Genomic DNA, 14,652 nt, shown 5'->3' on the forward strand with positions numbered 1-14,652 from the left:
AGTCTTTGTCAACTCCAACCAGTGTGCTGGTCAAGTGCCGCGCTCTAGATCTTAGGGTTTCCTCCCGCTAGCGGCAATCATGGTGCAAGGTCCCGCAAAACCCTGATCCGTCTCAAACGCCTCCAAGGCCTTTTCCACAGCTTCCCATGCCTTCTGTTTGGCTACATCATCAAGGCCACCCAGCATTTGGTGGAGCGCGCCAAAGCTTTCTTGTTCGAAACGCAGACAATCCTTCGCGCTTGGGAGTGTGACTGGAGCATCTATCTTCTGGATTTGGATGTCAGTTAGCCCCGTTCGTTCGAATAGGGATTCGATGACACCTGGCGCACCCAGACTGAATGGACCCGGCATACCCGGTTCTGGTGGCGGAAGGTTAGCGTGTTTGCGAATGATACCGACAGGATCAGAGAAAAACCGGCACTCCTGAGGCGTTGCATAGACCAGCGCACCAACAGTTCCACCCGATTTTAGGGCGTCGATCTGGCTGTTCATCGACCGTTCCTGATCTGGAAAGAAAATCAACCCTACCCGCGAAATCACAGCATCAAATAGAGGACCATCGACACTGATATTCTCGCCGTCCATTGTGACCGCGTGCGCCTGAGATACCCCTGCGTCGGCGAATTGGATGTTCGCCAGCCGTGTCAGTTCCTCAGAGAAGTCCGTTGATAATACGTGGCCAGTATTTCCAACACGGCGCGCACTTTGCATCGCATCTTGTCCCGATCCTCCAGCGACATGCAAAACGCGAGATCCAGTTTGAACATCGCACATATCAAGCAGCGCTTCAGTTGATGGACCAAGCCACCGATCCAGAAGTGAGCCCCAAGCGTTCCAGTGTTCGGCAACCGTATCCCATTGGACCTGCGTAGATAACTTGTATGCCTCGGCGTCAAAATCCTTCATTTTACCCTCCATTAAAATCAAATTCAGCGTCGGGCCGTGCGGCGTTTTCCTCAAGTCTCTGATCTGAAGCGGATCTGGTACAAAAACAGGACTAGACTGATTTCGGATACCGCCCCATTCTGAGAACCGGAGACCAAGCCACATGAACACCCGCAAGAACATGCTTTTCTGTCCTGTCACGATGGCCTGCGAGGTGTTGCAGCCACGTTGGACAATCCAAATTCTCGCTGAAATGTGGTGGGGCTCGACCCGGTTCAATGAAATTCGTCGGGGCATTCCGGGTATTTCCCCGACGCTCCTGACCAAAAGGTTAAAAGAACTGCAGGCCCATGGCTTGATCGAAAGGGTCGAGAATAGTGCGACCGGAATGATCGAATATTTGCGTACTGCCGCAGCGGTCGAACTTGAGCCGGTTATTCAAGCGCTGGGTAATTGGGCCTATCGGAACACAAACACCATGAACGGAATTTGCGACGCGGATGCCAAAGGGTTTGTCTGGAACTTGCGCCGCAGCATCGACGTTTCTGAGTTGCCCGCCCGACGTGTGGCCATCCAGATATCATTTCCAGAACAAGAAACAGGCGAAAAGAACTTCTGGATTGTCTGTAAACCTGGAGCGCCAGTCGATATTTGCTATCTCGACCCCGGCCACAATGTCGATCTGTTCATTACCGCCGAGCTTGCAGCAATGATATCGGTCTATTTTGGGCATACTTCCCTGAGCACCGAAATCGACGGCGGCCGGATTATCCTATTGGGCCAAGCCTCTCTAGCTCGCAGCATCGACCGTTGGTTGATCGTCAGTTCCTATGGCGAGGGCATTTTAGCAGAAATGCACAGTAGTGGTGTTTAATGTCTGCAGCCGAAGCAGCTCAGATTTTTCGTTGGCCGTTTAAACCAGTCATTGAGTTAGAACCGTTCAAGGTCCGCGACTTGATTGTTGGAGCAGATCGCAGCGAAAGGTCATTCCAGTATCCACCAAGATCGGCCCGTGTGAACGACCGCTTCGGTGAAATGTGCTGCATATGCAAATGAGCGACGCTGCAATTGCGAAAGTTTTCTGCGTCAGCAATAGCTGCACCTGCATCAGGTCCGGTTTGTCTAAGATTTTTCGATGCGGGCCAGTTGGTTAGGTTGGTCTTGGCGGAATGGCCCGCGTTGACAAATCTGACAAGGTGGAAGCCGCGGGATGCGTGCGCTGCGTTATGGGGAAAGTACAGGCGTCTGCCTCTGATATCGGTTTGAGTTTCGCCGGGTTTGCCAAATTTGACCGGGCGGCTGGACGGCCTTTGGCGTTCCGTTGGGGGCTTTTGCGGGTCTTGCGGCGGTGCTTTGCATGGTCTTTTTCATCGAGAACGGCGTTGAACCAAAGCCCAGCTCTGACCGGCACCCTGAGCGTCGGATCGGAGGATGGGCAGCAGATGGGCGTTTCATCATGCGGCCTGCTTTCGTGGTGGTGCCCGGGTGCGGGGTTTCTGCCCGCGCCGGAATGCTTCGATGATGCGCATCGTGCCGCCGCAGTTGGGACATGGTTCGCGCAGTTTCAGTGAGACTTGGGGGTCATCTTTCAGCTGGTCTGGTTCGTCAGATCTCGCTGTTCCGAGAAGCGAGCGGATCTGGGCGACTTTCTCTTTGCGACCGCTGCCCGCAAGGTAGCCGTAGTGGCGAATGCGATGGAAGCGATCGGGCAGGACATGCATCAGAAAGCGGCGGATGAACTCGAAAGTCGGTAGCCGCATCACCTTCATGCGATCCCCGCGCTTAGTCCTGTAGTCCTTCCACCGGAACGCCACGGTGTCGGCATCAGCGCTGACAAGGCGGTGGTTTGAGATTGCCACTCGGTGGGTATACCGGCTCAAATAGGCGAGCACCGCTTCCGGGCCACCGAAGGGCGGTTTGGCATAAACAACCCAGTCGATCTTGCGCAGCGGGGCCAACCATCTGGCGAAAGCGCTGGCGTCTGCCAATCCGGCAAGATCGCCGAAGAACCTCAGTTGCCCGACACGGTGCAGGGCCATCAGCCCCTCAAGAAAGAGACGGCGCAACAGCCGCGACAGCACGCGCACATGCAGAAAGAACCCGGGCTTGCAGGCATTCCATCGATTGCCGTCCGAGGTCAGGCCGCCCCCCGGAACGATCATGTGAATGTGGGGATGATGGGTGAGCGCTGAGCCCCAGGTGTGTAATACGCTGGTCATGCCGACACGGGCGCCAAGGCGCTTGGGATCAGCGGCGATGGTGGTTACCGTTTGAGCAGACGCCTTGAACAGCAGACCATAAACAGCGCGCTTGTTCCAAAGGGCAATCTGGGCGATCTCAGCTGGCAGCGTGAAGACGAGGTGAAAATACTCGACCGGCAGCAAATCTTCGGCGCGCGCCTGCATCCAGTCACGGGCCGCTGGTGCCTGACACTTGGGACAATGCCGGTTCTTGCAGCTGTTATAGGCGATGTGCTGATGGTTGCACTTCGTGCAGGCCGCCACATGCCCACCGAGCGCTTCTGTACGACAGGATTCAATCGCTGACATGACGCGGAGTTGGCTCAGGTTCAGACGCCCCGCTTTGGCTCCCCGATAGGCAGGACCGTAGGTTCGAAAGATATCAGCGACCTCCAGCTTCGGGCGCGGCAACGCCCGTGCCCATCACTCTGACCTTCGGTCCTGAAGCTGCGCCAGCAGCTCATAGGGGCTGTCGGTGTCCCGGATCAGCTTGGTCGCGACATGGGTATATTGTGCGGTCGTGCTCAGCTTGGCATGGCCCAACAAAACCTGAATGACACGCACATCCGTCCCGGCCTCAAGAAGGTGGGTGGCAAAGCTATGACGCAACGTATGCAACGTGCTTCTCGGCGTCTTGATACCGGCCAGATGCTTGGCAGCGCTGAAGGCACGATGCAATTGACGCGGTGAAAGTGGGTTGATCCGAGGTTTGCCGGGAAACAGCCAGCCCTCCGGGCGCGCCTCGCGCCAATAGTCACGCAAAAGCTCCAATAGGCCCGGCGACAACATCACCTTGCGATCCTTGCCGCCCTTGCCCTTCTCGACGTGGATCAGCATCCGGTCGCTGTCGATATCCGTAACTTTCAGATTGCAGACCTCCGATGCCCTCAAACCGGTGCCATAGGAGATACTGAGCGCCGCGCGATACTTCAGCCCCGGTCCGGGTGCAACCTTTAGCAACTCGAATACCTCTTCGGCGCTGAACACAACGGGCAGTTTCCGGGGCTCGGTGCGGAAATGCAGGCACTGCTTCATCTCGGGGCGCTTGCAGGTCGTTTCAAAGAAGAACCGCAGCCCGACAAGCCGTACATTGTAGGTCGATGGGGTGACGTTCGTGTTCACCATCTGCAACTGATAGGCACGCAAGTCTTCGGCGGTCGCTGTGTCCGGAGACCGACCAAGGTACTCGGCAAAATATCGAACCGCTCGGATATGCGCTTTTTGTGAGCTCTCGCCCAGCCCTTTGATCCGCATATCTTCGATCATCCGCTCACGCAGCGGTGTGGTCTTCGTGTCCGCCATGGGACCCTCCTGTCTGTTGATTGAGAGACCCCAATCGTCAGACAGACACGCCCATTCCCAAAGTCTCGACCGTCAGATCATCGCAACGCGCCGGCCACAAGCGCCCCCGCCGCGCGAGCGGCTTCGTCCTCGTCCCGCATACCGGACCTTAATTGGTTTTCGATGAACGGCAGTGATGTGGAGATAGTGCTGAAGAAGTTTGTGTTTTGGTCTTTTGATTGCCCGCGATGGTCGGGCAGCCACCTCAATGTCTCGCACATGCGCTTTCGCTGGGAGCTGGAGCCGTAAGGATGGCTCAGGACTACAATTTCAAAAATCCGTGTTTGAAATTCGCGTATAACTGCGAAAATCCGGCTAAGTGATTGAAATTTATTGGAGGCGAGTACCGGAATCGAACCGGTGTACACGGATTTGCAATCCAGTGTATTTCGCTCCGAAAACAAGCCCTTAGGTCCCAAAAAGTATCAGGACATTTGTCGAACAAGTTGTGAACCTGATACCACCCTTTTAGCAGGCTCAAAACCATGAGCGGCATGGCGTTGATCTGGGCCGCGAACGTCAAAGGCCTGAAGCCCGCCGCCAAGATTGTGCTGATTCAACTGGCAGACTTTCACAACAAAGAAACGGGCCAATGCAACCCAAGCGCTCAGCGGTTAGCAGACGAATGTGAGATGGCCCGTGCAACGCTGTTCCGGCATATGGCCACCTTGGAGGAATGTGGCCTTGTCACGCGGCATGCCCGTGGTGATGGCGACGGCGGGCGTGGGGCCAACCAGTATGAGTTGCACCTCGACATTACCCTCGGTCCGAGCGCGCGCCCCAAGGGTGGGGGCAGCGGTCCTGATAGGGTTGTGTCTCAAAATGAGACGGGGGGAAACGTCTCAAAAAAGCGGGGGAAAAGTCCCAAGGGTGAGACGGGGGTAGTCTCAAATCGAGACAGGAACCTTACCATTGAACCTAGGAAAGAACCGCCTTCGCGCGGGCGCGAGGCGGCGGAGGCTGAGAAGATTTTGGCGGCGTATCCACCGGACCGGCTACGCGGCAAAACAGCCTGTCTTGCCCAGATCGAAGAGGCCATGAAGGAAGGGATTGCACCGGAAGACTTTCTGCAAGCGGTCCAGGCCTACGCGACCGACAGTGCAGGTTTCACCCGTTCCAAGGTCTGCTTTTCTGACAATTGGTTTCAGTCGCGTCGGTGGCTTGCCTATGTTGAGAAGCAAGCGGAAGACCGGGAGAAGGCGGCAGCGTTGCAGGCTGCTCACCAAGCGCGGCTTGCTAGCTGGATCAGTGATCGCAGCCCGATGTGCAAACACATAACGGCCAAGCAGATCGACGGATTGCTCGCCTCAAAGCTGGTGACAGAGGCCCAAATCCAAGCCGCAGGCCTCAGATCATGACCGCTACCGACCCCACCGAAGAGCAAACAGCAAGGCGACCCATGTCATACGCTGGCGCTGCTGACACGGGACCTTGCGAGGGGCGGCAAGCCTCCCCTTCGAACCCCACCGGTGCGGGAAAAACCCGCACCAAAGAGCCGCTGACCGAGACCTTTGTCTTCCGCTGTACCGCGTCCGAGAAGGCCGAGCTGCGCGCCAAAGCCGAGGCCGCTGGCTTGCCCGCCGCGACCCTGCTGCGCGAAGCGCTTGGCCTGACCGAGGCCCGCCGCCGCAAGCCTGTGCCGCATGTCGATCCGGCGCTCGTGCTGGCCGTCGGGCGCATCGGCGGCAACCTCAACCAGATCGCCCGGTGGCTGAACCGCGCGATGCTGGCGGGCCGCGTTGACCTCGATGCCCTCACCGTTGCCCGCCGCCTGCTGACCATCGAGCGCCAGCTTGCCCAGATCGTGGAGGCCGCACGCCGATGCTGATCAAGTTCTTCCGCAACGGCAAAGGCGCGGGCGCAGGTCCGGTCGGCTATCTCGTCGCGGGCAAGGTGCTGGCCTACGACGACAACCGCGACCTGATCCGTGATGCGGACGGTCAACCGATGACGGTCACACGGGAGCCTTTGCCGGAGGTCCTGCGCGGCAATCCCGACCGTACAGAAGCACTGATCGACGCCAGCCGCCACCAGTGGACCTACCGCGCGGGCGTGATCAGCTTTGCCGCAGAAGATGCCCCAACCGAAGAACAGCAGGCCGAGGTCATGGACGGGTTCGAGCGTCTGGCCTTCGCGGGGCTGGACCCTGAGCAATATGAGGTGCTCTGGGTCCGACATACCCACGAAGACCGTGTCGAGCTTCACTTCTGCACGCCGCGCCTGGAGCTGACCTCGGGCCGGAGCCTGAACATCGCGCCGCCAGGTTATGAGAACGCCTTCGACAGCCTGCGCGATGTGATGAATCAGCGGCACGGCTGGGCCGATCCGATGGAGTTGGAGCGGGTCCAAGAGGTCCGCGACACCATTGAAACCCCGACCCGCGCTCAGGGCCGTGACGAGCTGCATGCGTGGATTCTGGATCAGGTCAGCGTCGGCCTGATCACCGACCGCGCCAGTATGCTCGACGCCCTCACCGATGCGGGCTTTGGCATCCCGCGCGCGGGCAAAGCCTACCTGACCGCCCAAGACCCAGACACCGGCGAGCGCTGGCGTTTGAAAGGAGAGATTTTCCATGAAGACTGGCAAGCCGACACGGCTGAGCGAGAAGTTGAACGCGGAACTGGACACGATACGGCAGGACTACGCCGCCTCGATGGCATCCCAATTGGAGAACTTCAGGACAGATTTGAACAGCATTGCGACCAACGCGCAGCGTACAATCGAGACCGATACCCGCACCTTTCTGCGACAGAACAAGAGTTGGCTGACGATCTCGCCCTGGCTGATCACAGGGACGTTCTTGGTGGGGATCGTCTCGATGATGGCCGCGAGCTTGCTCTGGACGCTGATGCTGACCAGCTCGGAACTGACGGACTTGGGCCTGACACGGATCGACAGGGAGGACGGGACATGGCTGGTGCTGGACCCGACCAAGACACGCCTGAGGACCTGCACGCTAGGCGGCAGGTCAGTGACGTGCATCAAGATCGAGGAGGATTAGATGACGACACCCCTGACAGCCTTAGAACGCGACTTGCTCGCCTGCGTCGAGCGGTTGGTGACGGCCTGCGAGGTCTCAGCCGCGGAATTGAGCGGGTTAGAGGCACGCTCGACGACCAAGATGCAGAGCCAGATGGATGGATTGGCCGCCTGCGTGTCAGTGCTCATTCAATCGCAAACGGCGTCCGTGGCTGCGTTGCACGGCTTGTTGAGCGAGGGCTCGAACTACGGGAAGCTGCGCACGCAACTCGAGACCAGCTTGAAATTAGTGAAAGCCGCCGAAGAGAGGTTGAGACAGAGCTAGAAGAGCGGGAGGTGGAGATGGACCGGGGGATGACGCATTGATGTGCCAAAACCGATTGACAATTGGTAACGTATATGTCACCAATGGCTGTAATGAATAAGCTTGTTGTCTATGTCACCGAGGCGGGGAAAACACCGTTCGACGATTGGTTCAATGGTCTGGATACGGCGGCGGCACTGAAGGTGCGAACGGCGCTTGCACGGATCGAGACCGGAAACCTTGGCGACGTGAAGCCAGTGGGCCAAGGCGTGTCAGAGCGGCGCATCACCTTCGGCGCCGGCTACCGCGTCTATTTTGGCAAAGACGGCGATACGCTTGTGATTCTGCTCTGTGGCGGCACGAAAAAGCGCCAGTCAAAGGACATAGAACAGGCCAAAGCATATTGGGACGACTACAAGGCCCGCAAAGAGAAAGACGAATGACATGCCCCTGACGAAAGACTTCAAAGACACGATCAAAGCCCGAGCTGAGCGCGATCCTGAGTTTCGTTCGGGGTTGTTCCGCGAAGCCATCGAAGCGATGCTCAGCGACGATCTGGAGACCGGCAAGGTGTTGCTGCGCGACTATGTCAACGCCACGGTGGGATTCGAGGCCTTGGCGCAAGACATGGACAAAGACCCCAAGAGCCTGATGCGAATGCTCAGCGCCAAGGGCAACCCGCGCGCGGATAATCTGCTGGCCATGGTTGCCCGCTTGAAGCAGCGTGAAGGCGTGTCTTTTTCCATCACCTCAAACGACAGACTACACGCGTAGCTTTTCGGTCAACCAAGCTAAGCTGGACAAGTCCCTTGTGATGTCATTGACCGCGAGGTCTCAATGCTGTGATCCGGGGGCGGGGCGCGCGCATCATTATTCAGCCAAAACGTTGATCAGTAAAACAAAGCTTGGGTAGTCAAGTCGATCATTCTAATGGGTTAGGCTCTTGATAGATTTGACTTCTTTCGAACTACGAGCTCAAGTTCGTTTGCTTCAAGCAAAGATAGTACTGTTTCTAACCTTACACCTTGATCACCATTTTCTACTTTTGAAACCGTTGCCTGCCGAAGGTCAGCACGTTCCGCAATTTCAGCCTGAGTTGAGGCGGAAGCCTTTCTAGCTTCGGCGAGCAGAGCACCCAAGCGTTGCGGGCTAGAAATCAGACTATTCATCGCGCGTCCATTGCAAGAAAGATCACACTAGTCAGTATACGCTTTTGCGTATAATTGTATAGCCTAAGAACCTTCGCTCTGTACAGCTTAGCAAAGGGATTTTTGGAGTATTAAAAGCAAATGTCGCTGCCCCCTGGAGAGAAGAAGAAGCTCAGTGAGTCCGATATCTGCGACCTTTATATTACCCCGGCACTGAAGCGCGCTGGCTGGGATCAGTTTACCCAGATAAGGCGAGAAGTGACTTTGACGCCGGGGCCAATCATCGTCCGCGGTAACATGTCTTCCCGCAACAAGAAGAAAAAGAAATTTGCCGATTACGTCCTATCCTGGGAGCCATCACTTCCCGTGGCTGTATTGGAGGCCAAAGACAACAACCATTCTATAGGACACGGGATGCAGCAGGCGCTTGGCTACGCCGAGATCATGCAGATTCCAACGGCTTTCAGTTCAAATGGCGATGGTTTCGAACAACACAACAAGCACCCAAGCTCCGGCGAAGACATTGAAACATCTCTTTCTTTGACTGCGTTTCCAGACCCCCAAACCCTTTGGGCACGTTACAAATCGTTTCGTGGCATTGAAGATGGTGAGCAAACCTTGCTCATGGAGCCTTACCATGATGACGGGTCGGGCAAAGAGCCGAGGTATTATCAGGCCGAAGCGATCAACCGCACAATTGAAGCTGTCGCCAAAGGCAAGAATCGAGTGCTATTGGTCATGGCGACCGGAACCGGCAAGACCTACACGACTTTTCAGATCATTTGGCGGCTTTGGAAGGCTGGTGCTGCAAAGCGCATTTTGTTTTTGGCTGATCGTAACATTCTTGTTGATCAGACTCTTGTGAACGACTTTAAGCCCTTTGGTTCAGTGATGACCAAAATTGGAAGTCGGAGAATTGATCCGTCTTATGAAATACACTTGGGTCTATATCAGTCACTCACGGGCCGTGAAGAAAGTGATAAGACGTTCAAGACCGTTTCCCCAGACTTCTTTGATTTGATCGTCGTAGATGAGTGTCATCGCGGGAGCGCGTCCGAAAACTCGGAGTGGCGTGAGATCCTCGAGTATTTCAAGGGTGCCATACAGATTGGTTTGACGGCGACGCCGAAGGAAACCAAAGACGTTTCGAGCAGCACCTATTTTGGCGAACCAGCCTACACATACAGCCTGAAACAAGGGATCGAAGACGGGTTTCTAGCGCCTTACAAAGTAGTGAAAATCGATATCGACAAGGATGTCGAGGGTTGGACCCCGCCACCCGGCGCCATCGATGATCTCGGCAACCCGCTTGAAGACCGACAGTACAACCAGAAAGACATGGATCGACTTCTGGTGCTTAACCAACGCACCAAGCTGGTTGCCGCGAGGGTTATGCAGCTTCTCAACGCGACTGACCCTTTCAGCAAGACCATCATCTTTTGCGAAGACATTGACCACGCGGAGCGGATGCGCAAGGCAATCGTAAACGCTGCAGGCCAGATCGCGATCGATAATCCACAATATGTCCGGCGTATCACCGGTGATACTAAGGAGGATGGCAAAGCCGATCTGGACAATTTCATCGACCCGGAAAGCAAGTTTCCCGTCATTGCGACAACATCGGAAATGCTTACCACTGGCGTAGATGCGAAGACCTGCAAGCTGATAGTCCTCGATAAAACGATCACATCCATGACCACCTTCAAGCAAATCATTGGGCGGGGAACCCGCGTCGATGAGGAGCATGGCAAGTGGTACTTCACCATCATGGACTTCAAAAAGGCTACAGAGCTTTTTAACGACCCAGACTTTGACGGGGAAGCGGTCGTTATCTACGAGCCAGGCAATGATGATCCGCCCGAACCTCCTGATCCCCCAATTGATCCGGAGGACGATCATTTGGAACTGCCAGATAGTACTGGAATAACCAAACTAGTCGTCAGCGGCGTTGAAGTGGAGATCATTGCGGAACGCGTCAGCTTCATCGGTCCCGACGGTGCTTTGATCACAGAATCTTACAGGGAATTCGCGCGGAAACAGATTTTGACCGAGTTTTCGTCCTTGGACGACTTCATCCGCAAGTGGAACGACGCAGACAAGAAGGCCGCTATCATCCAGGAGCTGGAGGAGCATGGCATCTTGTTGGAGAACTTGGCCGAAGAGGTCGGCAAGGATTTCGGCGATTTCGACCTGCTCTGCCACATCGCATACGACCAGCCGCCCCTCACGCGCGCGGAGCGGGCCAACAACGTCAAGAAGCGCAACTACTTCACAAAATACGGAGACGAGGCCCGCAAGGTCTTGTCGGCGCTTCTGGACAAGTATGCGGACGAAGGTGTGCGCACGATCGAAGACGCCCGCGTCTTGCGTCTTGACCCCTTCGATGAAATTGGAACACCGGTCGAGATCATCCGCGATGTGTTCGGCGGCAAAGAACAATACGAACAAGCCGTAAGAGAGCTTGAGCAACAGATATACAGACAGGCGGACGGATAAATGGGTGATCTTACCAGCATCATCAAGGCAATTCAGGACATCATGCGCAAAGACGTGGGTGTCGATGGTGATGCGCAGCGCATCGGCCAGATGGTATGGATGTTCTTCCTAAAGATTCTCGATGACCGCGAACAGGAACTTGAACTCATCGATGATGATTTCGTGTCGGCGCTTCCCGATCACCTAAGGTGGCGCAATTGGGCGGGCGAGCGTGAAGGCCTGACCGGCGAAGGTCTGTTTGACTTTGTGCAAGATACGCTCTTCCCAAAGCTGAAGGCTCCTGTGAAGACGCAAGGCCCGCAGCGAGAACAGGCGCTGATTATCCAGCGCGTCTTTGAGAACGCATACAACTACATGAAGTCCGGCACTTTGCTGCGCCAGGTCATCAACAAGATCAACGAAGTCGATTTCAATAACCGCGAAGACTGGCACACATTTGGCGGCATCTATGAGCAAATCCTGCGCGACCTGCAAAGTGCGGGCAACGCTGGCGAATTCTACACGCCTCGCGCCGTCACTCGCTTCATCGTGAACCGCGTTGATCCAAAGCTGGACGAGGTCGTGTTTGACCCGGCCTGCGGCACCGGCGGCTTCCTGACCTGCGCGATCGACCATAAGAAAGAGCATTACGCCAAGACCAGCAAGGACCGCCAGCAGCTCGCCAAAACCATCAAGGGGGTCGAGAAAAAGCCGCTGCCCTATATGCTCTGCATGACCAACATGATCCTGCATGGGATCGACAGCCCTTCAAACATCCGCCTCGATAACACGTTGGCCAAACCCTACCGCGACTATGGCGATAAGGATCGCGTGCACTGCATCATCACCAACCCGCCCTTTGGTGGGATCGAGGAAGACGGGATCGAGCAGAACTTCCCGGCAGGCCTGCGCACCCGTGAAACCGCTGATCTTTTCATTGCGGTGATCATCAAGCTGCTCAAGAAACACGGCCGCGCTGCGGTCGTTCTGCCGGATGGTTTTCTGTTTGGCGAAGGCACAAAGACACGGCTGAAAGAGTCTCTTTTGACCGAGTGTAACCTTCACACCATCGTTCGCCTGCCTAACGGTGTCTTCAACCCTTACACGGGCATCAAGACCAACATCCTGTTCTTCACCAAGGGCGAGCCGACGACGGATGTCTGGTTCTACGAACACCCCTATCCAGAGGGCGTGAAGAACTACAACAAATCCAAGCCCATGCAGTTCGCGGAGTTCCAGCCCGAGATCGACTGGTGGGGGGATGAGGCCGATGGTTTCAAAGCACGCAAGGAAACCAATCAGGCGTGGAAACGCAGCGTTGAATACTTCGAGCAGCGCGGTTTCAACTTCGACGACAAAAACCCTTTTGAGGCGGCCAAGGCGGACCATGACCCCGACAAGCTGTTGAAAGACTATCAGGAAGCGCAGGATGACATTCAGAAGCTGCGTGATCAGCTGAAATCGATCTTGTCGGATGCGCTGAATGGGGCTCGCCCGTGACGGATGTGAACCAACTCATCACTGACCATCTGGATGTCTGGACGGCAGCAATCGAGAAGAAATCCAGCGCGGGCCGTGGAAATAGCGGCGCGATCACGCTCTACGGCATCAAGAAACTGCGCGCTTTGATACTTGAGCTAGCAGTTCGAGGAAAACTGGTCCCTCAGGATGAAAATGATGGCGGTGTTGCTTTCTATCTTGATGAGATCTTGCGACTACGCAACGAGCTCGTAAGGCACGGCAAATCGAAGAAAACAAAGGCGCTACCTGAAGTTGCTAAAGGTGAGGTTCCCTTTGATGTGCCAGAAAGCTGGGTATGGACGAGGCTACAGGACGTCACCGGATATATTCAAAGAGGAAAGAGCCCTAAGTATGCCGAGGACGGTCAGGTTCAGGTTGTCTCGCAAAAGTGCGTGCAGTGGGGGCAGTTCGACTTAGAGAAAGCCAGGTTCATCAACGACGCGAGCGTTGATACCTACGGCCCTGAGCGTTTCTTAAGGAGCGGCGACATTCTCTGGAATTCAACGGGCACTGGTACCGTAGGGCGAGTATTGGCCATTGAAGTTGAAAACGATCAGACACTAGTGGCGGACTCGCATGTTACGGTTGTTCGGTCAATTTCTGGATGCCCAAGGTTCCTTGAGGTGTTCCTTTCCTCTGCGGGTATTCAGGATCGTATTGACCCAACACATGAACGCTCCTTGGTGTCAGGTTCGACGAAGCAAGTCGAATTGAACGTGAGTACAGTTACCGCACTTCCGGTTCCGCTTCCGCCGCTCGAAGAACAAAACCGCATCGTGGCCAAAGTGGATGAGCTGATGGGGCTGTGTGATGCGTTGGAGCGGCAGGCCGAGGACAGCCTCAAGGCGCACCAAACCCTCGTCGAAACCTGCCTCGCCACCCTCACCAACAGCCAAACCCCCGAAGACCTCACCCAAAACTGGACCCGCATCGAAGCCCACTTTGACACGCTGTTCACGACCGAGGAGAGTGTGGCAAGGCTTGAAACAACCGTGCTCGAGCTGGCCATAAGAGGTTTGTTGGTTTCCCAAGACCCGAGCGACGAACCAGCGGCCACATGGTTAGAGCGTGCTATCCGCACCAGAGACAAACTCGTCAAAGCAAAGACAATCCGAAAGCCAAAGGCCACAAAGGATGTGGACGGATTGCCAAAGCCGTATGCTCTGCCAGAATCGTGGACTTGGGCCAGATTGCCAGAGGTCGGCGAGCTTGCTAGAGGAAAATCAAAACATCGGCCTCGGAATGATCGGCGTCTGTTCGACGGCGGCGAATACCCTCTTGTTCAAACGGGGGACGTCGCCCGCGCAAATCCGTTCATTGTCGAGTCTGAAAGCTTTTATAACGACTTTGGCCTCCAGCAGAGCCGACTCTGGCCGAGAGGGACACTCTGCATCACCATCGCCGCGAATATCGCCGATACTGGCATCCTCGCAATAGACGCTTGTTTTCCAGACAGTGTGGTTGGCTACATCCCGTTTGAAGATGACGTTGACGTCACCTACTTTGATTATTTCATTCGCACCGCCAAGAACGATCTTGAACACTACGCTCCATCTACGGCGCAAAAGAACATCAATTTAGAAATCCTCGGCGAGGTTCTTGTGCCTTTGCCACCGAAGGCGGAGTTAAGCCGAATTTGCGATCGAGTGTCCGACTTGTTGAAAATTTGTAAAATGCTGCGCCAGCGAATTCGAGACTTAGAATCTTCCAGCGTCAAGCTGGCCGACACCCTCACCTCAAAAATTCATTGAGAAAACAT

General features: G+C 55.7%; 13 protein-coding genes. 9 read left to right on the forward strand and 4 right to left on the reverse strand.

All coding sequences use genetic code 11. The annotated features are described in order from the left end of the window. Positions 1-51: 51 nt before the first annotated feature. A complete protein-coding gene (locus tag BMY55_RS05340) occupies positions 52-906 on the reverse strand; it encodes a class I SAM-dependent methyltransferase (protein WP_218142229.1) in 855 nt (284 codons plus the stop codon). Between the two features lie 142 nt (positions 907-1,048). Here BMY55_RS05340 and BMY55_RS05345 point away from each other — a divergent pair, with 142 nt between their 5' ends. Continuing rightward, positions 1,049-1,759, forward strand: a complete 711-nt coding sequence (locus BMY55_RS05345; protein ID WP_091428949.1) for a winged helix-turn-helix transcriptional regulator — start codon at positions 1,049-1,051, stop codon at positions 1,757-1,759. Between the two features lie 580 nt (positions 1,760-2,339). On the opposite strand, the gene BMY55_RS05350 is transcribed toward BMY55_RS05345, so the two are convergent. After that, entirely contained in the window at positions 2,340-3,536 is a 1,197-nt protein-coding gene (locus BMY55_RS05350) for an IS91 family transposase (RefSeq protein WP_091428951.1), read from the reverse strand. 12 nt (positions 3,537-3,548) lie between these two features. Then, positions 3,549-4,427, reverse strand: coding sequence for a tyrosine-type recombinase/integrase (locus BMY55_RS05355; protein WP_091428952.1), 879 nt, complete (start codon positions 4,425-4,427; stop codon positions 3,549-3,551). Positions 4,428-4,951: 524 nt separating this feature from the next. Here BMY55_RS05355 and BMY55_RS17020 point away from each other — a divergent pair. From BMY55_RS17020 to BMY55_RS05385, 5 genes are read left to right on the forward strand one after another with little or no spacing between them, the layout of a single operon-like run. After that, entirely contained in the window at positions 4,952-5,824 is an 873-nt protein-coding gene (locus tag BMY55_RS17020; protein ID WP_245744651.1) for a helix-turn-helix domain-containing protein, read from the forward strand. After that, complete coding sequence (locus tag BMY55_RS17025; RefSeq protein WP_245744652.1) at positions 5,821-6,294, forward strand: plasmid mobilization protein; 474 nt, start codon at positions 5,821-5,823, stop codon at positions 6,292-6,294. The genes BMY55_RS17020 and BMY55_RS17025 overlap by 4 nt, the downstream gene beginning before the upstream one ends. Next, positions 6,288-7,811, forward strand: a complete 1,524-nt coding sequence (locus BMY55_RS05375) for a relaxase/mobilization nuclease domain-containing protein (RefSeq protein ID WP_091428954.1) — start codon at positions 6,288-6,290, stop codon at positions 7,809-7,811. Before BMY55_RS17025 ends, BMY55_RS05375 begins: the two co-directional genes overlap by 7 nt. 51 nt (positions 7,812-7,862) lie before the next feature. Then, a complete protein-coding gene (locus BMY55_RS05380; protein WP_091428955.1) occupies positions 7,863-8,192 on the forward strand; it encodes a type II toxin-antitoxin system RelE/ParE family toxin in 330 nt (109 codons plus the stop codon). Position 8,193: 1 nt separating this feature from the next. Then, on the forward strand, positions 8,194-8,523 hold the full coding sequence (locus tag BMY55_RS05385) for a helix-turn-helix domain-containing transcriptional regulator (RefSeq protein WP_091428957.1): 330 nt from the start codon (positions 8,194-8,196) through the stop codon (positions 8,521-8,523). Positions 8,524-8,684: 161 nt separating this feature from the next. Here the strand turns inward: BMY55_RS05385 and BMY55_RS05390 are convergent, their stop codons facing one another. Next, positions 8,685-8,918: a helix-turn-helix domain-containing protein gene (locus tag BMY55_RS05390; protein ID WP_091428958.1), complete on the reverse strand. Its 234-nt coding sequence runs from the start codon at positions 8,916-8,918 to the stop codon at positions 8,685-8,687. A 120-nt stretch (positions 8,919-9,038) separates the two neighbouring features. Between BMY55_RS05390 and hsdR the strand changes: the two genes are divergently transcribed. Genes hsdR through BMY55_RS05405 form a run of 3 tightly spaced genes read left to right on the forward strand, consistent with a single transcriptional unit; the run spans position 9,039 to position 14,644 of the window. Next, a complete protein-coding gene (hsdR, locus tag BMY55_RS05395) occupies positions 9,039-11,393 on the forward strand; it encodes an EcoAI/FtnUII family type I restriction enzme subunit R (RefSeq protein ID WP_218142230.1) in 2,355 nt (784 codons plus the stop codon). Beyond that, the gene (locus tag BMY55_RS05400) at positions 11,394-12,872 is read left to right on the forward strand and encodes a type I restriction-modification system subunit M (RefSeq protein ID WP_091428959.1); all 1,479 of its coding nucleotides are present in this window, start codon (positions 11,394-11,396) and stop codon (positions 12,870-12,872) included. Further along, a complete protein-coding gene (locus BMY55_RS05405) occupies positions 12,869-14,644 on the forward strand; it encodes a restriction endonuclease subunit S (protein WP_218142231.1) in 1,776 nt (591 codons plus the stop codon). Before BMY55_RS05400 ends, BMY55_RS05405 begins: the two co-directional genes overlap by 4 nt. Positions 14,645-14,652 lie beyond the last annotated feature (8 nt).

This window comes from Aliiroseovarius sediminilitoris, assembly GCF_900109955.1.
Lineage (GTDB): Bacteria > Pseudomonadota > Alphaproteobacteria > Rhodobacterales > Rhodobacteraceae > Aliiroseovarius > Aliiroseovarius sediminilitoris.

Coding starts and splice junctions, on each gene's coding strand:
- BMY55_RS05340 (WP_218142229.1), bottom strand. CDS start 906: ATGAAGGATTTTGACGCCGAGGCATACAAGTTATCTACGCAGGTCCAA.
- BMY55_RS05345 (WP_091428949.1), top strand. CDS start 1,049: ATGAACACCCGCAAGAACATGCTTTTCTGTCCTGTCACGATGGCCTGC.
- BMY55_RS05355 (WP_091428952.1), bottom strand. CDS start 4,427: ATGGCGGACACGAAGACCACACCGCTGCGTGAGCGGATGATCGAAGAT.
- BMY55_RS17020 (WP_245744651.1), top strand. CDS start 4,952: ATGAGCGGCATGGCGTTGATCTGGGCCGCGAACGTCAAAGGCCTGAAG.
- BMY55_RS17025 (WP_245744652.1), top strand. CDS start 5,821: ATGACCGCTACCGACCCCACCGAAGAGCAAACAGCAAGGCGACCCATG.
- BMY55_RS05375 (WP_091428954.1), top strand. CDS start 6,288: ATGCTGATCAAGTTCTTCCGCAACGGCAAAGGCGCGGGCGCAGGTCCG.
- BMY55_RS05380 (WP_091428955.1), top strand. CDS start 7,863: ATGAATAAGCTTGTTGTCTATGTCACCGAGGCGGGGAAAACACCGTTC.
- BMY55_RS05385 (WP_091428957.1), top strand. CDS start 8,194: ATGCCCCTGACGAAAGACTTCAAAGACACGATCAAAGCCCGAGCTGAG.
- BMY55_RS05390 (WP_091428958.1), bottom strand. CDS start 8,918: ATGAATAGTCTGATTTCTAGCCCGCAACGCTTGGGTGCTCTGCTCGCC.
- hsdR (WP_218142230.1), top strand. CDS start 9,039: ATGTCGCTGCCCCCTGGAGAGAAGAAGAAGCTCAGTGAGTCCGATATC.
- BMY55_RS05400 (WP_091428959.1), top strand. CDS start 11,394: ATGGGTGATCTTACCAGCATCATCAAGGCAATTCAGGACATCATGCGC.